Source organism: Mycolicibacillus trivialis (genome assembly GCF_002102395.1).
In the GTDB taxonomy this organism is placed as follows: domain Bacteria; phylum Actinomycetota; class Actinomycetes; order Mycobacteriales; family Mycobacteriaceae; genus Mycobacterium; species Mycobacterium triviale.
Genome location: NZ_LQPZ01000044.1, coordinates 153,860 through 175,854 on the forward strand (window position 1 = coordinate 153,860; position 21,995 = coordinate 175,854).

A 21,995-nucleotide genomic window follows, 5' to 3' on the forward strand; every position below is an offset into this window, starting at 1 on the left:
AGGCACCCTATCTATTAACCGGTCGGTTGGGAACGTCCACCGGGTTGACCACGTTGGCGGGCCGCTCGCCGTCCCGAAGACGGCGGCAGTTGTCGATCGCCGCCGCCAGATACCGCTGCATCGTGTCGACGGTGTACCAGGTGACGTGCGGGCTGAACACCGTGTTGGGCAGGGTCAGCAGTGGATTCGCCGGGTCCACCGGTTCGGTGTCGAACACGTCGAGCCCGGCTGCCGCGATCCGGCCGGAGCGCAGCGCGTCGGTCAGGGCGGCCTCGTCGACGATCGGGCCGCGGGCGGTGTTGACCAGCACCGCACCCGGGCGCAGCAACGACAGCGCGTCGACATCGAGCAGGTGGTAGGTGGTGTCGGTCAACGGTAGGTGCAGCGAGACGATGTCGCTGGCGGCCAACAACTCCGGCAGCGGCCGCCAGCCGGGCCGGCCGTCGTCGCCGGTGCTGGTGTGCAGGACCTGCGCGCCCATCGCGGCGACGATCGTCGCCACCCGCTGCGCGACGTTGCCGTAGCCGACCAGCCCGACGGTGGACCCGCCGATGTCGCGCACCGTGTCGCCGAGGCCGGGGTCGGGGGGCCAGCCTTGGCCGGCGCGGGTCAAGCGGTCGAGGTCGGGGACGCGGCGCAGCGCGGCCAGCATCAGGGCCACGGTCCCCTCGGCGACCGACGGGGCGTTGGCGCCGGGCATGTTCGACACCGCGATGCCGCGGGCGGTGGCGCCGTCGACGTCGATGGTGTTCACCCCGGCGCCCAGTTTCTGCACCAGGCGCACCCTGCTGGCGGCGGCCAGATCCGCGTCGGTCAACGGGCGCAGCACGTGCCAGATGACGTCGGCGGCGGGAAGCTCCGCGCGCAGCGTGGCCAGCGATTCGGCGGAGTCGTCGTCGGCGCAGAACCGGACGTCGAGCCAGTCGGCCTCCGCTGCGACGATCTCGCGGGCCCGACGTCCCGGGATGAAGTGCGCGAGGACCCTCAACGCCATCGTGCGCCGATCCATTCGGCGACCAGGTCGGCCTGCTCATCGCGTGCACCCGGGTTGGTGAAGTAGTGGTCGGCGCCCAGGGTGCGCAGCGTGGTGTCGGTGCCGGCCAGACCGTCGTGGATGCGCCGGGCGTCCGACGGGAACACCCCGGTGTCGGCGTCGGCGTTGATCACCAGGGCCGGGCAGTGCATCCGGGCCAGGTGCGGTTCGGCACGGGTCTGGGCGTGCCGCAGGCTCCACATGCCGAGCCAGTTGCGCAGGGTGCACGCGGCGGCGATGCCGCGGGCGGACCGGTTCGCTTTGACCGGCTCGCCGGCGTAGCAGCGGTTGGCGGGCCGGTTGGTCGGCTCCAAGGTGGGGTCCACCATCCGCGGATCCGCCCAGGTGCGCATCACGGTGAACGGCCGATCGGAGAAGCCGGCCGCGCGCACCCGGTCGAGTTCGGCCTCCACCCAGTCGGTGATGGCGTGGTTGCGGGCGACCTGGGCGGCCCGGTAGCGCGCGACGAAGTCTGGGTTGTAGGGCGGGCCGTGCTCACCGGTGAACAGGTCCAGCGCGGGATCGGTGGCCACCGGGTCGGCCTCGTCGACGACGGCGCCGTCCATCCAGGCGGTGAGCACCTCGGGGCGACCCGGGTGGGCGGCGCTGGCGATGTAGCCGTCGGCGGGGGGAAGTTCGTCCAGTCCGGCGGCGGGTCGCATACCGGGCAACGGGGTGACGTTGGGGTCCACCGCCTGCGACTGGTAGGCCGCCATCAGCGAGCCGCCGCCGGAGTTGCCCAGCAGCACCACGGTCTGCACGCCGGCGACCTCGCGCAGCCAGCGCACCCCCACACCGATGTCGACGAGTGCGTGGTCGAGCAGGAAGCTGCTCTCGAACCCGCGAAAGCGGGTGTTCCAGCCCAGGAATCCGACGCCGCGGGCAGCCATGTACTCGGCGAGGTAATGCTCGGAGAAGTCGATCTGGTAGTGCGTGGCGATCAACGCGACCGTCGGCCGGTGGCCCTTCGCGCGGTGATAGATGCCCTGGCAGGGGTGCCCGCCGGCGCCGGCGCGCGGTGCGGTGGGGGAGGGCAGTCCGATGAACTCGCGACTGATCTCGACGGTGCGGGTCACGGCTGCTCCTCGGTGCAGTAGATGGCGCGGTAGAAGACGTGGGCCAGGGTGGCGATACACGCCTCGTCGTCGGGGGCGGGGGCGTCACGCTCGGATCCGATGCCGCTGAGTTGGACGAAGCAGAACTGATTGAACATCGCGACCAGGGCTTCGGCCAGCAGGCGCGGGTCGTCGTCGCGGCAGTAGCCGTCGGTTTGGGCGCGGCGCACGGTTTCGGTGATGAAACCGATGGGGATGGCGCAGATCTCGGCCCAGTGCCGGGCGAAATCGTCGTTGATCATGGCCAGTTGCGACACCCCGATCATCTCCGCCAGTCGATGGCGGTAGGTGTGCCAGTGGGCGGCGGCGATCTCGTGGGCCCGTTCCCGGTTGGACAGCCCGTGCCGGGTGGCGGCGGTGGCGCGGTCACCGGCTTCGTCGCGGAAGCGCAGCGCCCACTGGCGCAGCATGTCTTCTTTGGAGTCGTAGTAATTGTAGAACGACGCCGCCGACCGGCGTGACTCCGCGGCGATGTCGGCGATCGTGGTCGCCAGGATCCCCCGGCGGGCGATGAGGGATCGGGCGGCGGCGTCGATGGCGGCCCGGGTCTGCCTGCCGCGCTCGGTGGGGGCGCTCTGGTCGGATGCGGTCGGCACCGGTGGCCCCCTGAGATCGTCGCTAGTGGCTCTGGTCACAAACTGAATCTGATGTTAGGTTCAGATACGTATTCTGACCGGGAGCGAGCCGATGATCAAGCCGTCCAACCCCAACACCGAGTTCGAGTTCAGCGGCATCAACCACGTCGCAATGGTGTGCTCGGACATGGCGCGCACCGTGGACTTCTACAGCAACACGCTGGGAATGCCGCTGGTGAAGGCGCTGGATCTGCCGCACGGCATGGGGCAGCACTTCTTCTTCGACGCCGGCAACGGGGACTGCGTGGCGTTCTTCTGGTTCGCCGACGCCCCCGACCGGGTGCCCGGCGTCTCCTCGCCGGCCGCCATCCCCGGCATCGGTGAGATCGTCAGCGCGGTCAGCACCATGAACCACCTGGCGTTGCATGTGCCGCCGGAGAAGTTCGACGACTACCGGCAGAAGCTCAAGGACAAGGGCGTGCGGGTCGGGCCGATCCTCAACCATGACGAGTCCGAGTCGCAGGTCAGCGCGACCGTGCATCCCGGCGTCTACGTGCGATCGTTCTACTTCCTGGATCCCGACGGCATCACCATCGAGTTCGCCTGCTGGACCAAGGAATTCACCGCCGAAGATGTGCAGGTGGTCCCCAAGACCGCCGCCGACCGGCGGGTCGGCGCCGCAGGCGGATAGTCCGCACCTGGGTGTTCGCGGTGCAGTGGCGCAGCGGTGGGGCGACGACACGGCCGGACCGTCCCGATTGAGCGCCGCGAGCGGGGCAGGCTTGTATTCTGAAAACAAGCGTTCTCACAATTGAGAGCAGGTGATCCGATGTCGGGAAGCGCCGCGATTGCGCAAGTCGAGCGTCCGGTCGGCGATCCGCCCGACCCGCGGCGACGGCGCGCCAGGCCCGGCTCGACGGCCGACATGACCGACGGGCTGTTCGGACTCTCGCTGATGGCCGGGTCGGCCAACGTGATCATGCAACTGGCGCGTCCCAGCGTCGGCTATGGCGTGGTGGAGAGCAAGGTCGACAGTGGGCGCGCCGACCTGCACCCGTTCAAGCGGGCCCGCACCACGATCGGCTACCTGGCGGTGGTGGCGCTGGGGAGCGACGAAGAGCGGGCGGCCTTTAAAAGGGCGATCGACTCGGCGCACCGTCAGGTGCGTTCGGGGCCGGACAGCCCGGTCAAATACAACGCCTTCGATCCGCAGCTGCAGCTGTGGGTGGCGGCTTGCCTGTACAAGGGCTCGGTCGATCTGTACCGGATGTTCTACGGCGAGATGGACGAGGAGGAGGCCGAACGCGGGTACCAGGAGGCCAAGATCTTCGGCACCGCGCTGCAGGTGCGCCCGGAGATGTGGCCGGCCGATCGGGCCGCGTTCGACAAGTACTGGCAGGAGCAACTGGAGACCAACATCCACATCGATGACACGGTCCGGAAGTATCTGTACCGCATCGCGGCGGTCCGGATGCGCGGTGTCACCCTGCCCGGCCCGCTGCACAAACTGGTGGAGCAGCCGATGCTGTTCATCACCACCGGCTTCCTGCCGCAACGGTTCCGCGATGAGATGCACCTGTCCTGGAGCCCGGCCAAGCAACGACAATTCGACGCGCTGATCGCGATGTTGCGGGTGGTCAACGGCCTCACGCCCGTCCCGCTGCGCCAGTTCCCGTTCAACGCGCTGATGTGGGACATGCGCTGGCGGATGCGGACCGGCCGGCCGTTGGTTTAATCGGCGCGACCGACCAAGAATGCTAATTTGCGGAGAATTCTCAGTTGAATTTCCGCTACTGCGAGACATAGGGTCGGTGGGTGCACCCGATGACGTCCCGGCCGCGGCCGGTCTCTACGTCGTCGCCCCGGGCGGGTGGCCTGGCGCCGACCCGGCGTAGCGTCGGCGGCATGACCGGGATTCGCAGTGAGGGTGACAGTTGGGACATCACGACCAGCGTCGGGTCGACGGCCTTGTTCGTGGCCACGGCGCGCGCGTTGGAGGCGCAGAAGCCTGATCCGCTGGCGGTCGACCCGTATGCGGAGCTGTTCTGCCGGGCCGTCGGCGGCGACTGGGCCGGCGTGCTGGATGGGGCGTTACCCGATCACGATCTCAAGACACCCGAGTTCGGTGAGCACTTCGTCAACTTCCAGGCGGCGCGCACCCGTTATTTCGACGAGTACTTCGGGCGGGTCGCCGACGCCGGCATTCGGCAGGTCGTCATCCTGGCCGCCGGTCTGGACTCCCGCGCCTACCGGCTGGACTGGGCGCCGGAGACGGCGGTCTTCGAACTCGACCAGCCGCAGGTGCTCGAGTTCAAGCGCGCGGTGTTGGCCGAACACGGGGCGCGCCCGCGCGCCGAGCGGCGCGAAATCGCGGTGGACCTGCGCGATGACTGGCAGCGGGCGCTGCGCGAGCACGGGTTCGACCCGCAGCAGCCCTCGGCCTGGATCGCCGAGGGATTGCTCATCTACCTGCCTGCTGAGGCCCAGGAGCAGCTGTTCACCGGAGTGGACGCGCTGGCCGCACCGGGCAGCCGGATCGCCGTCGAGGACGGCGCGCCGATGCCCGACGCGGACTACCGGGCTGCGCTGGAGGAGGAACGCGCCGCCGGCGACGACGCACGCATCTTCCACCAGTTGATCTACAACGAGCAGTGCGCGCCGGCCGAGCAATGGTTCGGTGCGCGCGGCTGGACGGCGCAGCCGACACCGCTGTCGGAGTGTCTGCGCTCCGCCGGACGTCCGGTCCCCTATGCCGCGGCCGAGGCGGGCCCGATGATCGCCCGCATCACCTTGGTCAGCGCCGTCAAAGAGCCCGGGGGCGGTGTGAGCGCGGCCGGTTCGGGCGGGGCCTAGCGATGCCGAGATGAACCGTGTCCGGCCATGCCCCGGGCGGAATTCACCCGGCGGCCGCCGTGCGGTATCGTGCCTATCGAAAATCGTTTTCAATAACGGTGGGGGTTCGGCGGTGCGTCTACCTGTTTGCGGAAGACCTCCGGTGGCCACGGTGATTCAGGCCACGTGCTGGACGTCGGGGCTCGCCTCGACAGTGAACCCGGTGCAGTGCTAACTTCACCAAGTTAGGTTAGGTAAAGCTATGTTGAAAGGGCGGTCCCCGGTGGCCAACGCTGATACCGGCACGCTTTCCGGCCGGTCCGTCGTGCACCGCGTCGACAGCGACATCGCCAGCCGGTTTGCTACCTGCTGTCGCGCACTGGGTGTCACCGTGCACGGTCGGCAGCGTCCGGCCGACCTGGCTGCCGCGCGGAGCGGCTTCGCTGCGCTGACCCGCATCGCCCACGACCAGTGCGACGCCTGGGTCGGTTTGGCCGCCGCGGGCGATGACTCGCCCCGGGTGCTGGAAGCGGTCTCGACGACCGCGGAGACCGCCGGATTGCTGCAACGCGAACTCGACCTGGCGCCGGGGACGGTGACGTTCACCTACGACAGCGGGCTGTACCTGCGGTTCCGTGCCGCCGAACCCGACGACTATCACCTGGCCCACGCGGCGGCGCTCGCCGCCACCGGCGCCTTCGCCGAGGCACACCGCATCGTCACCGAGATCACCGAGCGTCGGCCGTCCTGGCGCGAAGCCCGCTGGGTGGCCGCAACCGTTCACTACCGCGCGGAGCGGTGGGCCGACGTGGTCAAGCTGCTGACCGCCATGGTCAACGACCCGGCCCTCGACGACCTGTTCGCCCACGCGGTGAAGGTCACTCTCGGCATCAGCCTGGCCCGGCTGGGAATGCACGCCGCGGCGCTGTCCTACCTCGAAGAGCCGGACGGCCCCATCCCGGTCGCCGCCGTCGACGGCGCCCTGGCCCGCGGACTGGTGCTGCGCGTGCACGTCGACGAGGAGTCCGCCGAAGAGGTGCTGCAGGACCTGTATGCGGCCAACCCGGAGAACGAACAGGTCCAGCACGCCCTCAACGACCGGTCCTTCGGGATCGCGACCACCACCGCCGACCGCATCGACGCTCGGACCGACCCCTGGGACCCGGCCACCGAACCCGACGAGGGCGACTTCATCGACCCGGAGGCCCAGGAGCGCAAGGCGCAACTGCTCGCCGAGGCCGAACGTGAACTCGGCGAGTTCATCGGCCTCGACGAGGTCAAGAACCAGGTGCAGCGGCTCAAGAGTTCGGTGGCGATGGGGCTGATGCGCCAGGAACGTGGGCTGGCCGTCGCGCAACGCACCCACCACCTGATCTTCGCCGGCCCGCCCGGAACCGGTAAGACCACGATCGCGCGTGTCGTGGCCAAGATCTACTGCGGACTCGGGCTGCTCAAGAAGGAGAACGTCAAAGAGGTCCACCGCGCCGACCTGATCGGCCAGCACATCGGGGAGACCGAAGCCAAGACCAACGCCATCATCGACAGTGCGCTCGACGGCGTGCTATTCCTCGATGAGGCCTACGCCCTGGTAGCCACCGGCGCCAAGAACGACTTCGGGCTGGTGGCGATCGACACCCTGCTGGCCCGGATGGAGAACGACCGCGACCGCCTCGTGGTGATCATCGCCGGGTACCGCGCCGACCTCGACCGGTTCCTCGACACCAACGAGGGTCTGCGCTCCCGCTTCACCCGCAGCATCGACTTCCCGTCCTACACCCCGGCCGAACTCGTCGAGATCGCCCACGTGATGGCCGAACACCGCGACAGCGTCTTCGAACAGGCCGCGCTCAACGACATGGAGAAGCTGTTCGCGGACCTGGCCGCCGGATCGACCCCCGACGCCAACGGCGTGGAGCGGCGCAGCCTCGACATCGCCGGCAACGGCCGGTTCGTGCGTAACCTCGTCGAGCGCTCCGAGGAGGAACGCGAATACCGCCTCGACCACTCCGAACAGGCCGACACCGGCGAATTCACCGATGAGGAACTGATGACGATCACCGCCGCCGATGTCGGCTACTCGGCGGCGCCACTGCTGCGCGGCCTGGGATTGACGGTGCCCGCATGAGCGACTACGACGACGACATCGACGACGACCGCCGGTCGTTCGCTTCGCGCACCCCGGTCAACGACAACCCCGACCGGGTGGTCTACCGGCGTGGTTTCGTCACCAAACACCAGGTCAGTGGATGGCGTTTCGTGATGCGCCGCATCGCATCGGGTGTCGCCCTGCACGACGCTCGGATGCTCGTCGAGCCGCTGCGCACCCAGAGCCGGTCGGTGATGATGGGCGCACTGATCACCATCACCGCCGTGCTGGGTTTCTTCGTGTTCTCCTTCCTCCGGCCCGGCGGCGCCCCCGGCAATGAGCCGGTGCTCGCCGACCGGTCGACCGCCGCGCTGTACGTCCGGCTCGGCGACCAACTCCACCCGGTGCTCAACCTCACCTCGGCGCGGCTGATCGTCGGCAAGCCGGTCAGCCCTAAGACCGTGAAAACCAGTGAGCTGGACGCCATCCCACGCGGGAACCTGCTCGGGATCCCCGGTGCACCGGAACGGATGGTGCAGGCCGACGCCACCGACGCGGACTGGACCGTCTGTGACGCGGCCACCGGGTCGAGCGCCGGGGTCACCGTGATCGCGGGTACGCCGCGCACCGACGGCACCCGGGCGGACACCCTCGACGAGAAACACGCGGTGCTGGTCGACAACGGCAACGGAACCTGGCTGTTGTGGGACGGCAAGCGCAGCCCGATCGACCTCGGTGACCGCGCCGTCACCGGTGCGCTGGGTTGGGGTGTGGACCTGCCCACCCCGCGCCCGATCGCCCACGGGCTGTTCAACGCGATCCCCGAGGCGCCGCCGCTGGCCGCCCCGCCCATCCCGGACGCCGGTCAGCCCCCGCACTATGAACTGCCCGCACCCGCGCCGATCGGCGGCGTTGTGGTCGCATACGCGGCCGACAACTCCGCGCTGTATTACGCGGTGCTGCCCGACGGGCTGCAGCCCATCTCGCCGGTGCTGGCCGCGCTGCTGCGTAACACCGACTCCTACGGGCTGGCCCAGCCGCCGCGGCTGTCGGCCGACGCGATCGCGGCGCTGCCGGTGTCGCGGATGCTCGACACCGCCCGCTACCCGGAGCAGCGGCTCGCTCCGGTCGATGCGGCCGCCGCACCGGTGACCTGCGCGCACTGGGCCAAGCCCGAGGGCGCGGCCACCAGCGACCTGTCGCTGTTGTCCGGCTCGACGCTGCCCGTGCCCGACGGCGTGCACACCGTCGACCTGGTCGGCGCCGCCGAGGGCACCGCCAGCCGCGTCGCGTTGCCTTCGGGGACCGGCTATTTCGCGCAGATCGTCGGGGCGGAACCGACCTCGCCGATCGAGGGTTCGCTCTACTGGATCTCCGACACCGGGGTGCGCTACGGAATCGACGAAGCCGCCGGCCCCGCTGGTGACTCGAAAACCGTTGAGGCACTCGGGCTGAACCCGCCCGCGTTGCCGATCCCCTGGTCGCTGCTGACCCTGTTCGCTCCCGGCCCCGCGCTGTCCCGCGCCGATGCGCTCATCGCGCGCGACAGCGTGGCGCCCGAATCACGACCCGGCCGCACCGTGCGGGCCGCACAGGAGACCCGATGAGCCGTCTGATCTTCGAGGCCCGCCGGCGGGTGCCGCCCCCGGCGACCCGCAAGGGCACCATCGCCATCGAACCGCCCCCGGAACTGCCCCGGGTCATTCCGGCGACGATGCTGCAGCGCGCTCTGCCGGTGCTCATCATCCTGCTGGTGGTGGGCGCGATCGTGGCGATCGTGGCCACCGGTATCCGGATGATCTCTCCGCTGGTGCTGTTCTTCCCGCTGGTGCTGCTCTTCGCGGCGACCGGCTTCTTCCGCGGCGGCAACCAGAAGAACCGGGTCGCGGCCGTCGACGCCGAGCGTGCGGACTATCTGCGCTACCTCTCGGTGGTCCGCGACAACATCCGCGGACAGGCCGCCCAGCAGCGCACCCGCCTGGAGTGGTCCCACCCGGAGCCGGACACCCTGGCTGCCGTCGCAGGCACCCGCCGCCAGTGGGAGCGTGACCCACGAGACGACGACTTCCTGGTGCTGCGAACGGGTCTGCACGATGTGGCGCTGGACACTCAGTTGCGGGTGCAGGACACCGTCGACGAGATCGACCTCGAACCCGTGTCGCACAGCGCGCTGCGCAGCCTGCTGGAGACCCAGAGCATCGTGCGCGACGCTCCGGTCGGGCTGACCCTCGGCCGGATGTCGCAGATCACCGTCGTCACCGACGCCGCGGGCGACCCGGACGCCCAGGCCGAGGAGGTGCGCGCCGTGTTGCGCGCCTGGATGGCGCAGGCGATCACCTGGCACGACCCGACCGTGCTCGGCGTGGCTCTGGCAACCCCGGACCTGGAGAACTCCGCCTGGGCCTGGTTGAAATGGCTGCCGCACGTCGACATTCCCGGCCAGATCGACGGTGTCGGTTCGGCACGCGCCCTGTGGTCCGACGCTGGGGACCTGGTGCTCGGGCTGCAGCCGGTGCTCGCCGAGCGCCCGGCCTTCACCGGAGAACCGGCCGACGCACTGCGCCACCTGCTGGTCGTGGTCGATGATCCGGACTTCGACGTCAAGGCCTCTCCGCTGGGGGTCGGCCGTGCCGGCGTCACCGTCATCCACCGCACCGCGACCGCGCCGCACCGCGAGCAGTACCCGGATCCCGAGCGGCCGATTCTGCGGGTCGTCGACGGCCGGCTGGAGCTCTGGGGGACCGGCGGTTGGCAGGCGTTCGTCGACGCGGCCGACCGGTTGGCGGTAGATGACGCGGCTCACCTGGCCCGCCGGTTGTCGCGCTGGGACTCCAACCCGACACACGTCGGCCTACAGTCGGCCGCGACCCGGGGTGCGACGTTCACCACGCTGCTGGACATCCCGGATGCCACCCAACTCGACGTGCCCGCCCTGTGGGCGCCGCGCCGGCGCGAAGACGAGCTGCGGGTGCCGATCGGTGTCACCGCCACCGGTGAACCGTTGTTCTTCGACTTGAAGGACGAGGCCGAAGGCGGCATGGGGCCGCACGGCCTGATGATCGGGATGACCGGGTCGGGTAAATCCCAGACCCTGATGTCCATTCTGTTGTCGCTGTTGACGACCCACTCGGCTGAGCGGCTGATCGTCATCTACGCCGACTTCAAGGGTGAGGCCGGCGCGGACATCTTCCGGGACTTCCCGCAGGTCGTCGCCGTCATCTCGAACATGGCCGAGAAGAAGTCGCTGGCGGACCGCTTCGCCGACACCCTGCGCGGTGAGGTGGCCCGGCGTGAGTTGCTGCTGCGCGAAGCGGGCCGGACGGTGCAGGGCAGCACGTTCAACTCGGTCGCCGAGTACGAGACGGCGATCGCCGAACGGGGTCTGAGCGGGCCCGAATTCCCGTCCATCCCCACGCTGTTCGTCGTCGCCGACGAGTTCAGCCTGATGCTGGCCGACCACCCTGAGTACGCCGAGCTGTTCGACTACGTGGCGCGCAAGGGCCGCTCGTTCCGCATTCACATCCTGTTCGCCTCGCAGACACTCGACGTCGGCAAGATCAAGGACATCGACAAGAACACCTCCTACCGCATCGGTCTCAAGGTCGCGAGCCCGTCGGTGTCGCGTCAGATCATCGGTGTGGAGGACGCCTACCACATCGAATCGGGCAAGGAGCACAAAGGCGTCGGGTTCCTGGTGCCCGCGCCCGGTGCCGCGCCGATCAAGTTCCGCAGCACGTATGTCGACGGCATCTACGACCCGCCCCGGTCGGCCAGGACCGTTGTGGTGCACTCCGATCCGCGCCCGAAGCTGTTCACCGCAGGGCGGGTGGAGCCGGACCACGACACGGTGGTCGTCGGCGACCAGCACGACGAGCCGATCGGCCCGCCGCGCAAGCTGATCACCACGATCGGCGACCAGTTGGCGACCTACGGGCCGCGGGCGCCGCAATTGTGGCTGCCGCCGCTGGACACGGAGATCCCGCTGGAGGGTCTGCTGGCGCGCAGCGGCGTCGGGCAGAGCACGCTGCGCTGGCCGCTCGCCGAGATCGACAAGCCGTTCGAGATGCGGCGCGACCCGCTGGTCTTCGACGCTGCGTCGGCCGCCGGCAACATCGTCATCCACGGCGGGCCCAAGTCCGGTAAATCGACAGCGCTGCAGACGTTCATGCTGTCGGCAGCCAGCCTGCACTCGCCGCGCGAAGTCACGTTCTACTGCCTGGACTACGGCGGCGGGAAACTGCGTGAGTTGGAGGATCTGGCCCACGTCGGCAGCGTCGCGTCGGGGCTGGAACCCGAACGCATCCGGCGTACGTTCGGCGAGATCGAACAGCTGCTGCTGTCCCGACAGCACCGTCAGGCATTCCGGCGCACCAACGGCAACTCGGGTGGCTTCGAGGACGGTTTCGGCGAGGTCTTCCTGGTCGTCGACAACCTGTACGCGTTCAGTCGGGACAACACCGACCAGTTCAACACCCGTAACCCGTTGCTGGCCAAGGTGACCGAACTGGCCAACACCGGGCTGGCCTACGGCATCCATGTGGTGATCACCACGCCGAACTGGCTTGAGGTGCCGTTGGCGATGCGGGACGGCCTCGGCCTGCGGTTGGAACTGAAGCTCCACGACCCGCGCGACAGCAACGTCCGGGTGCCCGGTGCGCTGCGCCGGCCTGCCGAGTCGGTGCCGGCCGACCAACCGGGTCGCGGCCTGACGATGGCGGCCGAGCACTTCCTCGTCGCAGCACCGGATCTCGGTCAGATCTCCTCGATCAACGCGCGGTACCCCGGCGTCAGCGCACCGCCGGTGCGACTGCTGCCGACCGACCTGGCGCCGGAGTCGCTGCGACCCCTGTGGACCGGCGGCGAACGCATCACCATCGGCCAGCGCGAAGAAGACCTCGCTCCGGTCGAGCTCGACTTCGCCGACAACCCGTTGGTGATGGTGCTCGGCGACAGCAAGTCCGGCAAGACGACACTGTTGCGTCACCTGATCCGGACCATTCGGGACCACTCGACCTCGGACCGCGTGGCGTTCACCGTGCTGGACCGACGTCTGCACCTGGTCGACGAACCGCTGTTCCCGGAGAACGAGTACACCGCCAACATCGACCGGATCATCCCGGCGATGCTGGGGCTGTCCGCCCTCATCGAACAGCGTCGCCCCCCGGCGGGGTTGCCGCCGGAACAGTTGGCGCGCTGGAGCTTCCAGGGCCATACCCACTACCTGATCATCGACGACGTCGACCAGATCCCGGACGGGCCGGCCATGACCGGCCCCTACGCCGGACAGCGGCCGTGGACCAACCTCATCGGGCTGCTCTCGGAAGCCGGTGACCTGGGGCTGCGGGTCATCGTCACCGCTCGGGCCAGCGGCTCCGGGCACGCGCTGATGACCAACCCGCTGCTGCGCCGACTCAACGACTTGCAGGCGGTCACGCTGATGCTCTCCGGTAACCCCACCGACGGTGGCAAGGTACGCGGGCAGCGCTTCAGCCGCATGCCCGCGGGCCGGGCCATGTTGCTCGCCGACAGCGACACCCCGACCTTCCTGCAACTGGTCAACCCGATGGTCACCGAACGGGTGACCGGGTGACATCCGACCCAACCGATCGAAAGGAGCAGAACCGATGACACTTCGCGTCGTCCCCGAGGGCTTGGAGGCGGCCAGCGCCGCCGTTGAGGCGCTCACCGCCCGACTGGCGGCCGCCCACGCCGCCGCTGCCCCGGCGATCACCGCGGTGATCCCGCCGGCCGCCGACCCGGTGTCGCTGCAGACCGCGGCCGGGTTCAGCGCCCAGGGCAGCGAGCACGCCGCGATCGCCGCGCAGGGCGTCGAAGAGCTCGGCCGGGCCGGCATCGGCGTCGGCGAATCGGGCATCAGCTACGCCACCGGCGACGCCGCGGCGGCCGCCACCTACGGGATCGCCGGGGCCTGATCGATGCCTGTCGGTCCCGTCTGGATGGCGTCCCCGCCGGAGGTGTGGTCGGCGCTGCTGTCGGCCGGCCCCGGCCCGGGGCCGCTGCTGGCGTCGGCCGCCGCCTGGTCGTCGCTGAGCGCCGAATACGCGGATGCCGCTGCGGAGATCACCGCAACGGTCGCCGCGGTGCAATCCGGCGCCTGGCAGGGACCGAGCGCGATGGCTTACGGAGCGGCGCACCTGCCGTTCGTGGCCTGGCTGACCCAGGCCGGCGCCAATGCTGCGGTGACCGCTGCCGAACAGCAGGTGGCGGCGGGTTCCTACACCGCGGCGCTGGCGATGATGCCGACGCTGCCGGAGTTGGCCGCCAACCACGCCATCCACGGCGTGCTGGTCGCCACCAACTTCTTCGGGATCAACACCATCCCGATCGCGCTCAACGAGGCCGACTACATCCGGATGTGGATCCAGGCCGCGGTCGCCATGAGCACCTACCAGGTCACCTCGACCACGGCGATGGCTTCCACACCGCGATCGGTGCCCGCGCCGTTCGTGCTGACTCCCGGCGCGGAGGCCGCCGAGGCGGGCGCGAGCCTGATGTCCACCCAGGCGGCATCCCAAGCCGCGCAGTCGCGCTCCGCGCTGACCAACTCCAACGGCATCGCCGACACACTGTTCGCCAAGAACCCGCTGGACTGGTACATGGACATGATCAAGGGCATGTACCAGCCGATCATCGATCTGTTCACAGATCCCAACGCGCTGTGGACGTTCCTGCTCAACCCGTTTGCGAACCCGGCGCTGCTGTTCCTGCTCGCCTACCAGGTGTTCTTCAACCTGGTCGGCTGGCCGACGTGGGCGATGATCCTGAGCGCGCCGCTGGTACTCCCGCTGGTGCTGGGCCTGGCGCTGGGTATCGGCACGCAGCTGCAGCCGGTGGGAGTCGAGGCGCCGGCCGACGAGACTCCGGCCGACCAGCCGGAGCTCCGGGATGAGATGACGCCCCGACAGGAGAACCCGCCGCTGCCGGTCACCCCGGCGCCCGCGGCCGCGGCAGCCGCTGCGGCCGCACCGGCCGCGCCGGCTGCCCCCGCCGCCCCCGCGACGGCCGTCCCGGTCACCGGCGCCGAGGCGGTCGGCTACGTCGTCCGCGGCGAGGACTGGGGCCCTGCGGTCGGTCCGACCATCACCGACCGGTCCGGCGCCAAGGCGCCTGCGGCCCGGATCCCGGCCGCCGCCGCCGGCGTGCGGGCGATGAACCGGGAGCAGGCCCGTGCCCGCCGCCGTCAGCGCAGGCAGATGAAGGACTTCGCCGACGAATACATGGACATGAACGCCGACACCGGTGGACCGGAACCGACGTCAACGGCGTCGCAGCGCGGGTCCGGCCGGCTGGGCTTCACCGGCACAGCCGTGAAGACCGATGTCGCACCGGCTACCGGGTTGACCACGCTGCAAGCCGACGAGTTCGGCAACGGCCCGGCGACTCCGATGATGCCCGGAACCTGGGGGCCCGACGGCCCCCACGACCACGTCGATCCATCAGAAGGGGGCGAACAGCACTGACCGACCCGATATCGCCCAACACGACAATCGCACCACCACAACAGAGTTCGAGAAAGGAAACACCATGAGTCTTCTGGACGCACACATTCCGCAGCTGGTCGCCTCCGAGTCGGCGTTCGGCGCCAAGACCGCGCTGATGCGCAGCACGATCGCGCAGGCCGAGCAGTCGGCGCTGTCATCGCAGGCTTTCCACCAGGGCGAGGGGTCGGCCGCCTTCCAGGCCGCGCACCTGCGTTTCGTGGAGGCGGCGACCAAGGTCAACTCCCTGCTGGACATCGCCCAGGCCAACCTCGGTGAGGCCGGCACCACCTACGTGGCCGCCGACGCCGCAGCCGCTGCCGCCTACACCGGCGGCGGCGCCTAACCCACCCGACCTCCCGTCACCGAAAGGAACGACTGATGTCTCAGATCATGTACAACTACCCGGCGATGCTCGGGCACGCCGGCGAGATGACCGGCTACGCGGGCACGCTGCAGGCCGTCGGCACCGACATCGCCACCGAGCAGGCGGCGCTGCGCGGTGCCTGGCAGGGTGACACCGGGCTGACCTACCAGGCGTGGCAGGCCCAGTGGAACACCGCGATGGAAGAGCTGATCCGCGCCTACCACGCGATGGCCGGCACCCACGAGGCCAACACGTTGGCCATGCTGGGCCGCGACCAGGCGCAAGCGGCCAAGTGGGGCTAACGAGCAGTGCGACCCAACGCGGTTGAGCTGACGGTCGACCAGGCATGGTACATCGCCGAAACCATTGGCGCGGGGACGTTCCCGTGGGTTTTGGCGATCACCACGCCGTACCAGGACGCCGGCGAACGGTCGGCGTTCCTGGCCGACCAAGCTCATGAACTCGACCAGCTGGGGCTGCTGGCACCCGACGGTGCCGTCAACCCGGCGGTAGCCGAGTGGATCCGGGCGGTGTGCTTCCCGGACCGCTGGCTGGACCTTCGCTACGTCGGTCCCTCCTCCAATCCGGAGGAGCTCCTGCGTGGGATCGTGGCGCGACGCGGCCGCCAGACGGTGGTCGCGTTGCGCAACGCCCAGCTGGTCACGTTCACCGCGATGGACATCAACGACCCGAGGGACCTGGCGCCGGTCCTCGGTGCCGGCCTGACCGGACGGCCACCGGCCCGGTTCCCCGAGTTCGCCATGCCGGCCCGGGTGGGGGCGCGCGCCGACGAACGGCTGCGCGCCGGCACTCCGCTACCGGAAGTCCTGGAGTACCTGGGCATCCCGCGCGCGGCCCGCCCGGTCGTGGAATCGGTGTTCTCCGGACCCCGCAGCTACGTCGAGATCGTCGCCGGGCAGCGCCACGACGGTCGCCACGACACCACCGAGGTCGGGATGAGCATCGTCGACACCACCGCCGGACGGGTGCTGGTCAGCCCGTCCCGGGCTTTCGACGGGGAATGGGTCTCCACGTTCAGCCCCGGCACCCCGCTGGCGATCGCCACCGCGGTCGACGCCCTCACCGACCTGCTCCCGGACGGTCGATGGTTCCCCGAGGTTCGCCTCGCCCGAGATTTCTCCGTACAGCACACCTGACCGCTGCCCGTCCCGACGTTTGTCACCGGCCGACACCGGCCCCGCAGAGAAGAGATAACCCATGACCGACACCTCGGTGTTGCCCGACGTTGTCATGCCGATCGTTCGGGTCGCCGTGCTCTCCGAGAGCCGGCTGACCGAGATGGCGCTGCCCGCTGAACTGCCACTGCGCGAGATCCTGCCCGCGGTCCAGCAACTCGTGGCACCCACCGGCGACGACGCGGACGACCACACCGCCGCCCGGCTCAGCCTCGCGCCGGTCGGCGGAGCTCCGTTCAGCCTCGACGCCACACTGGACACGGTCGGCGTGGTCGACGGTGACCTGCTCGCCCTGCAACCGGTCCCGGCCGGTCCGCCTGCACCCGGCATCGTCGAGGACATCGCCGACGCGGCGGTGATCTTCTCCGCGTCCCGGACCAGCCCGTGGAAGACCACGCACATCCAGCGCGGTGCGCTGGGCGCGGTGATCGCGGTGGTGCTCGCCGCGACCGGATTGGCCGTCGCCTACCAGGCCGTCACCGGGGATCTCGGTGGGCTGTTCGGCGCCGGAGCGCTCGCCCTGCTGACCGCGGGTGCGGCACTGGTCGGCCGGGCTCGCTCCGGCCGGGTCGCCCTGGCGCTTTCGGTCACTGCGCTGGCACCTATTGCGGCGGCCTGCATCCTGGCGGTCCCCGGCGTGTTCGGCCCGGCGCATCTGGTGTTCGGGGCCGCGGGAGCACTGGCCTGGTCACTGATCAGCCTGATCGTCCCGCGCCGCGACCAGCCCCGCGCCGTCGCCTTCTTCACGGCCAGCTCCGTAGTGGCGTCGGGTGTGCTGCTGGCGGCCGGCGCCGCCATGCTGTGGGACCTGCCGATCGCCAGCCTGGGCTGCGGGTTGATCGCCCTGTCGCTGATCGTGACCATTTCCGCGCCGCAGTTCTCCGCGCTGTGCGCACGGCTGCCGTTGCCGGTCATCCCCGCGCCCGGTGACCCCACACCGGCCCCGCCGTCGCAGCGCCTGCTGAAAGACCTGCCGCGCCGGGTGCGGACCAGCGACTCGCACCAGAGCGGTTTCGTCGCCGGCGCGGTGCTGCTCAGTGTGCTCGGTTCGGTCGCCGTGGCGGCCACGCCCGACACCGTTCCCGGGTGGGGTTGGTACCTGGTGGGAGCCACCGCCGCCGCCAGCGTGCTGCGCGCCCGGGTATGGGACTCCGCCGCCTGCAAGGCGTGGCTGCTGGCCCAGCCCTACCTGCTGGGCACCGCGCTGCTGGTGATCTACGCCGCCACCGGCTTTTTCACCGCCGCGTCGTTCGTGCTGTTGGCCGTCGCGGTCCTGGCCCTGGCCTGGGCGGTGGTCGCGCTCAACCCGGTGATCGCCGAGCCGGAAAGCTACTCGCTGCCGATGCGCCGAATCCTCGGGTTCATCGCCTCCGGTCTGGATGCCTCACTCATCCCGGTGATGGCCTACCTGGTCGGGTTGTTCTCTTGGATCCTCGATCGATGACCCGTGCCGGAACCAGTTGGCTCGCTGCGGCGCTGACGGCCGGGGTGGTGGTGGTGTGCCCGTCCGCGGCCGCCGTCCCACCGCCGGAGATCGACGCGGCGGTCGCCCCGCCGGACGGCACCCCCGGCCCGGTTGCGGAGATGTCGCAGTTCGGGGCCTGCGGTGCCAGCCAGGTGCTGCCGGGTACCGACGTCGGCGCCCCCACCGCCAGCCAGCAGATGCTGAATCTGCCTGCGGCCTGGCAGTTCTCCCGTGGTGAGGGCCAGAAGGTCGCGATCATCGACACCGGCGTGCGGCCCGGTCCGCGGCTTCCGGAGGTGGAGGCCGGCGGCGACTACGTCGACACCACCGACGGGCTGACCGACTGCGACGGCACCGGCACGTTGGTCGCCGGGACCGTTGCCGGACAGCCCGGCGACGACGGATTCTCCGGGGTCGCCCCCGGGGCGACGCTGCTGGCGATCCGGGTGGCCTCCAGCCGCTATTCACCGCGCGCTCAGGACCAGGATCCGGCGGCCGCGCACGCGGCGGCCGCGGTGACCGCACTGGCCAAGTCGATCGTCCACGCCGCCGACCTGGGCGCGCGGGTGATCACGGTCTCGGCGACCACCTGCCTCCCCGCCGACCGCCCGGTCGACCAGACCGCGCTCGGTGCGGCGGTGCGCTACGCGACGGTCGAGAAGGACGCCGTGGTGGTCGCGGCGGCCGGAGACAACGGCTCCACCGGAACCTTCGGCGGCGGTGCGTGCGAGTCGAACCCGCTCACCGACCTGCGTCGGCCCGACCCGCGCAACTGGGAGGGCGTCGGGTCGATGTCGTTGCCGTCCTACTGGGAGCCCTATGTGCTCTCGGTCGGATCGCTGACGCCGACGGGCCAGCCGTCCGCGTTCACCATGGCCGGACCCTGGGTCGGGATCGCGGCGCCGGGTGAGGAGATCGCTTCGGTGAGCAACCGCGACGACGGCGGTCTGGCCAACGCGATGATCGGCCAGAAGCAGCAACTGGTGCCGTTGAGCGGTACCGCCTATGCCGCCGGTTACGTGGCCGGGGTTGCGGCGTTGGTGCGCAGCAGGTTTCCGGAACTGAACGCCACTCAGGTGATCAACCGGATCACTGCGACGGCACAGAATGCGGCGCGTGCACCCTCCAACATCGTCGGTGCGGGCACTGTGGACCCGGTTGCCGCATTGACGTGGGAACTTCCGCGTCCCGGCGACCCGACGGCCAGCAAACCGGTTGCGGCACCGCCTGAACCCGAACCCACCAGCGCGGCACCACGGATCGTGGCCGTGGTCGGGACCACCGCACTGCTACTCGTTGTTGCAGCTGTCGCAGCCGTGGTGGCGCGCCGGCGAAAGGAGACCGGATAACCGTGAACCGACCGACGATGGTGTGGCCGGGGCCGGCTCGCCTGACCCTGGTGTTGCTGGCGATCATCCCGGCAGCGATGGCGTATCCCTGGCAGACGGTCCGCGACCGCTGGATCCTGGGAATCGCGGTGGCAATCACCCTGCTGCTGCTGGTGTGGTGGCGCGGCCTGCACCTGACCACCATGGCCGGGCGCAGCCTGGGGATGCTCCGCGGCAACCGGGTCAAGCGATCGGTGAGCCGCAGCGCCGATCGGGTGACGGTGGTGATCGGCGTCCAATCCACCGATCCGGCCGCCGACACGCTGCCGTTGCCGTTGATCGCCGGCTACCTGGACCGTTACGGGATTCGGGCCCACAGCATCCAGATCACCAGCCACGACACCGCCGCGAGCACCGCCCGCGACACCTGGATCGGTCTGACCGTGGCGGCATCGGACAACCTGCGCGCGCTGGAAGCCCGGTCGGCGTCGATTCCGTTGGTGGAGACGACCCGGGTGACCGCCCGTAGGCTCGTCGACCACCTTCGCGAAGTCGGTTGGGACGCAGCGATCGTCGAGGTGGACGAGGTGCCTGCACTCGTCGGACCGGAAGATCGCGAACGGTGGCGCGCCGTTGACAGCGGCGATGGCTACCTGGCCGCCTACCGGGTCACGGTGGACTCCGATCTGGCCGACACATTGCGGGCGGTCTGGTCTCACTCGGCTCAGGAGACGTGGACGACGGTCCAGATCACCGGGAGTGCCAACGACCCCAGCATCGCTGCCGCGTGTGCTTTCCGCACCGCCGAACGTCCCCAGGGAGCGGCGCCGCTGCCCGGCCTGACCCCGCAACGCGGTATTCACCGCGCGGTCCTCACCGCGATCAGTCCGCTGACCGCGGATCGGCTGGACGGGAATTCGGCGGTGAGCCCCGAAGCGCTGGAGCGGTTGCGTTGGCCGAGCGCTCGCCGTCCGGGGAGCCCGAAGAAGTCGCGGCACGCCGCGGCCTGATGTCGGTCAGTCGAACATGAAGGGCCGCAGGAATCGGTTGGTGCGGCGCAGATAGGTCGGCTGGCTCACGTGCAGAATGTGGTTGCCGGGGAACCAGTGCAGCGCACAGCGGTCCCAGTGCTCCCACAGCATCGCGGACTGTTCTGGAGGTGCCAGGCGGTCACCGAGTCCGGTGATGATCAGGCGGCGGTCCTTGGGGACGAGCGGGGCGTAGTTCAACGGCGAGTGGAACGCGGTCGCCGCGGCGAATTCGTCGTGGTCGATCTGACCGAGTCGCCGGCCGAGGTCGAAGAGTTTGTTGGCGGGAAACCAGTCGTCGACCTCGTCTTGCACGGAGACCACCGGCACATTGGGAACGACGGCCTCCAAACGGTCGTCGACCGAGGCGATCAGCGCTGAGGTGTAGCCGCCGAGTGACATCCCGGTCAACGCGATGCGCTCGACTCCGGTGTGACGCAGGTAGTCGATGACCGACCGAAAGTCGTGGACCGCCTGCGCCATCGCTTCGGCGAAGCCGGACATGCCGTTGGCGAAGTAGCCGAAACCGCTGAACGGCGAGAACTTCTCGGCCCGCCGGCCATGGAAGGGCAGGGTGAACAGCAGCACGTCATAGCCGCAGCGGTAGAACCACGGCAGCGAGAAGAACAACCCGTTGAACAGGTAAGGCGACCCCATGAAGCCGTGGATGACGCACAGCGTGGGGCGCGGCCCGTCATCATGGTGCCAGTGTTGCGCGCGCACGATGTTGTTGCGTCGAAGTCCGCGCCACAGGTCCCGCATCGCGGGGTTGACCGGGCGGAACGTGCTGGCGAAAGAGATGTTGTCGACATTGCCGCGCGCGATGCGTTCAGCGAACGGGTTGGCCAGTCGTGAGGTGACCCTCGGGATGTCGGTCGGCGCCGGAAACGATTTGGCCGGATCCTTCTCGGCGGCCAGATCGGCGTAGAAACGTAGGTTCTCCCGTTCCACGTCAGCGCGGTTGCCGCGTAGTGCCGTGGTCAGGATCGGCGGGGTCATCGCCGCACCGACCAGCGAGGCGACCATGGTGCGCAATCCGAGGTCTGCCACCGCGGAGACGTCGACCACCGCGCGTTGCCCGAAGGTCAGAGCCGAGCGGTCCGGGAGCCCGCGGGAGTCGGCTTCGCCGCCGGGGACGTCGGGGACCGGTAGTGCCGGATCGACCGGGCTGGTGCTGGTGCTGGTGGTCACGTGTCGGCCTTTCTGGACAGGCTCGAAGGGCAACGGTGCCTGTTCAACCAACCGGATGGTAACTCGACTTATCGGGCCGCGGGCGATCTCGGCCACATGCACCGCGCGTGATGCGGTCCGGGCGACGCCGTGCGGTGGTCCGCGACGGCGTAAAAACCGAACCGATATGCTCTAAATCGGCGTCGATGGCCACGTGCCCACGCTCCACGACAGGGCCTTTGGTCCCGGAAAGGGTTGACTTCGGTGAGCACCGGCGGTTTCCTCGCGACCGTACGCTGGC

At 69.6% G+C, this 21,995-nt stretch carries 18 protein-coding genes; 14 read left to right on the forward strand and 4 right to left on the reverse strand.

Features of this window, described 5'->3' with window-relative positions; translation table 11 throughout:
- Positions 1 to 7 precede the first annotated feature (7 nt).
- The 3 genes from AWC30_RS15875 to AWC30_RS15885 are packed head-to-tail and all read right to left on the reverse strand — an operon-like array spanning position 8 to position 2,744.
- A complete protein-coding gene (locus AWC30_RS15875; RefSeq protein ID WP_085111230.1) occupies positions 8 to 994 on the reverse strand; it encodes a 2-hydroxyacid dehydrogenase in 987 nt (328 codons plus the stop codon).
- On the reverse strand, positions 985 to 2,109 hold the full coding sequence (locus tag AWC30_RS15880) for an alpha/beta hydrolase (protein WP_372507095.1): 1,125 nt from the start codon (positions 2,107 to 2,109) through the stop codon (positions 985 to 987). The genes AWC30_RS15875 and AWC30_RS15880 overlap by 10 nt, the downstream gene beginning before the upstream one ends.
- Positions 2,106 to 2,744 (reverse strand): TetR/AcrR family transcriptional regulator, encoded by a 639-nt coding sequence (locus tag AWC30_RS15885; RefSeq protein ID WP_085111191.1) that lies wholly within the window; start codon positions 2,742 to 2,744, stop codon positions 2,106 to 2,108. Before AWC30_RS15885 ends, AWC30_RS15880 begins: the two co-directional genes overlap by 4 nt.
- Positions 2,745 to 2,835: 91 nt before the next feature.
- On the opposite strand from AWC30_RS15885, the gene AWC30_RS15890 reads away from it, so the two are divergent.
- From AWC30_RS15890 to eccE, 14 genes are all read left to right on the forward strand, one after another.
- A complete protein-coding gene (locus AWC30_RS15890) occupies positions 2,836 to 3,414 on the forward strand; it encodes a VOC family protein (protein ID WP_085111192.1) in 579 nt (192 codons plus the stop codon).
- A 138-nt stretch (positions 3,415 to 3,552) separates the two neighbouring features.
- Entirely contained in the window at positions 3,553 to 4,458 is a 906-nt protein-coding gene (locus AWC30_RS15895) for an oxygenase MpaB family protein (protein ID WP_085111193.1), read from the forward strand.
- 179 nt (positions 4,459 to 4,637) lie between these two features.
- Positions 4,638 to 5,576, forward strand: coding sequence for a class I SAM-dependent methyltransferase (locus AWC30_RS15900; RefSeq protein WP_085111232.1), 939 nt, complete (start codon positions 4,638 to 4,640; stop codon positions 5,574 to 5,576).
- Between the two features lie 262 nt (positions 5,577 to 5,838).
- Positions 5,839 to 7,680, forward strand: coding sequence for a type VII secretion AAA-ATPase EccA (gene eccA, locus AWC30_RS15905; protein WP_372507094.1), 1,842 nt, complete (start codon positions 5,839 to 5,841; stop codon positions 7,678 to 7,680).
- Positions 7,677 to 9,248, forward strand: a complete 1,572-nt coding sequence (gene eccB, locus AWC30_RS15910) for a type VII secretion protein EccB (protein ID WP_085111195.1) — start codon at positions 7,677 to 7,679, stop codon at positions 9,246 to 9,248. The genes eccA and eccB overlap by 4 nt, the downstream gene beginning before the upstream one ends.
- On the forward strand, positions 9,245 to 13,231 hold the full coding sequence (gene eccCa, locus AWC30_RS15915) for a type VII secretion protein EccCa (RefSeq protein WP_085111196.1): 3,987 nt from the start codon (positions 9,245 to 9,247) through the stop codon (positions 13,229 to 13,231). The genes eccB and eccCa overlap by 4 nt, the downstream gene beginning before the upstream one ends.
- Before the next feature lie 34 nt (positions 13,232 to 13,265).
- The gene (locus AWC30_RS15920) at positions 13,266 to 13,574 is read left to right on the forward strand and encodes a PE family protein (RefSeq protein WP_085111197.1); all 309 of its coding nucleotides are present in this window, start codon (positions 13,266 to 13,268) and stop codon (positions 13,572 to 13,574) included.
- A 24-nt stretch (positions 13,575 to 13,598) separates the two neighbouring features.
- Complete coding sequence (locus AWC30_RS15925) at positions 13,599 to 15,122, forward strand: PPE family protein (RefSeq protein WP_085111198.1); 1,524 nt, start codon at positions 13,599 to 13,601, stop codon at positions 15,120 to 15,122.
- Positions 15,123 to 15,186: 64 nt separating this feature from the next.
- Complete coding sequence (locus AWC30_RS15930) at positions 15,187 to 15,486, forward strand: type VII secretion protein EsxS (RefSeq protein ID WP_085111199.1); 300 nt, start codon at positions 15,187 to 15,189, stop codon at positions 15,484 to 15,486.
- A gap of 35 nt (positions 15,487 to 15,521) precedes the next feature.
- Complete coding sequence (locus tag AWC30_RS15935) at positions 15,522 to 15,809, forward strand: WXG100 family type VII secretion target (protein ID WP_085111200.1); 288 nt, start codon at positions 15,522 to 15,524, stop codon at positions 15,807 to 15,809.
- Between the two features lie 6 nt (positions 15,810 to 15,815).
- A complete protein-coding gene (locus AWC30_RS15940) occupies positions 15,816 to 16,664 on the forward strand; it encodes an ESX secretion-associated protein EspG (RefSeq protein WP_085111201.1) in 849 nt (282 codons plus the stop codon).
- Between the two features lie 61 nt (positions 16,665 to 16,725).
- Positions 16,726 to 18,147: a type VII secretion integral membrane protein EccD gene (gene eccD / locus AWC30_RS15945; RefSeq protein WP_272937755.1), complete on the forward strand. Its 1,422-nt coding sequence runs from the start codon at positions 16,726 to 16,728 to the stop codon at positions 18,145 to 18,147.
- Positions 18,144 to 19,517 carry a type VII secretion-associated serine protease mycosin gene (gene mycP, locus AWC30_RS15950; protein WP_085111202.1) on the forward strand — a complete coding sequence of 458 codons (1,374 nt, stop codon included), beginning with the start codon at positions 18,144 to 18,146 and terminating at the stop codon, positions 19,515 to 19,517. The genes eccD and mycP overlap by 4 nt, the downstream gene beginning before the upstream one ends.
- A gap of 2 nt (positions 19,518 to 19,519) precedes the next feature.
- Complete coding sequence (eccE, locus tag AWC30_RS15955) at positions 19,520 to 20,506, forward strand: type VII secretion protein EccE (protein ID WP_207568461.1); 987 nt, start codon at positions 19,520 to 19,522, stop codon at positions 20,504 to 20,506.
- Positions 20,507 to 20,512: 6 nt separating this feature from the next.
- Here eccE and AWC30_RS15960 read toward each other — a convergent pair whose 3' ends face one another.
- Entirely contained in the window at positions 20,513 to 21,715 is a 1,203-nt protein-coding gene (locus AWC30_RS15960) for an alpha/beta hydrolase family protein (RefSeq protein WP_085111203.1), read from the reverse strand.
- Positions 21,716 to 21,995 lie beyond the last annotated feature (280 nt).

Excerpts from the sequence above, each read along its gene's own strand:
- AWC30_RS15895 (WP_085111193.1), top strand. The coding sequence starts at position 3,553 with ATGTCGGGAAGCGCCGCGATTGCGCAAGTCGAGCGTCCGGTCGGCGAT.
- AWC30_RS15935 (WP_085111200.1), top strand. The coding sequence starts at position 15,522 with ATGTCTCAGATCATGTACAACTACCCGGCGATGCTCGGGCACGCCGGC.
- eccD (WP_272937755.1), top strand. The coding sequence starts at position 16,726 with ATGACCGACACCTCGGTGTTGCCCGACGTTGTCATGCCGATCGTTCGG.
- mycP (WP_085111202.1), top strand. The coding sequence starts at position 18,144 with ATGACCCGTGCCGGAACCAGTTGGCTCGCTGCGGCGCTGACGGCCGGG.
- AWC30_RS15875 (WP_085111230.1), bottom strand. The coding sequence starts at position 994 with ATGGCGTTGAGGGTCCTCGCGCACTTCATCCCGGGACGTCGGGCCCGC.
- eccCa (WP_085111196.1), top strand. The coding sequence starts at position 9,245 with ATGAGCCGTCTGATCTTCGAGGCCCGCCGGCGGGTGCCGCCCCCGGCG.
- AWC30_RS15925 (WP_085111198.1), top strand. The coding sequence starts at position 13,599 with ATGGCGTCCCCGCCGGAGGTGTGGTCGGCGCTGCTGTCGGCCGGCCCC.
- AWC30_RS15890 (WP_085111192.1), top strand. The coding sequence starts at position 2,836 with ATGATCAAGCCGTCCAACCCCAACACCGAGTTCGAGTTCAGCGGCATC.
- eccB (WP_085111195.1), top strand. The coding sequence starts at position 7,677 with ATGAGCGACTACGACGACGACATCGACGACGACCGCCGGTCGTTCGCT.
- AWC30_RS15920 (WP_085111197.1), top strand. The coding sequence starts at position 13,266 with ATGACACTTCGCGTCGTCCCCGAGGGCTTGGAGGCGGCCAGCGCCGCC.
- AWC30_RS15930 (WP_085111199.1), top strand. The coding sequence starts at position 15,187 with ATGAGTCTTCTGGACGCACACATTCCGCAGCTGGTCGCCTCCGAGTCG.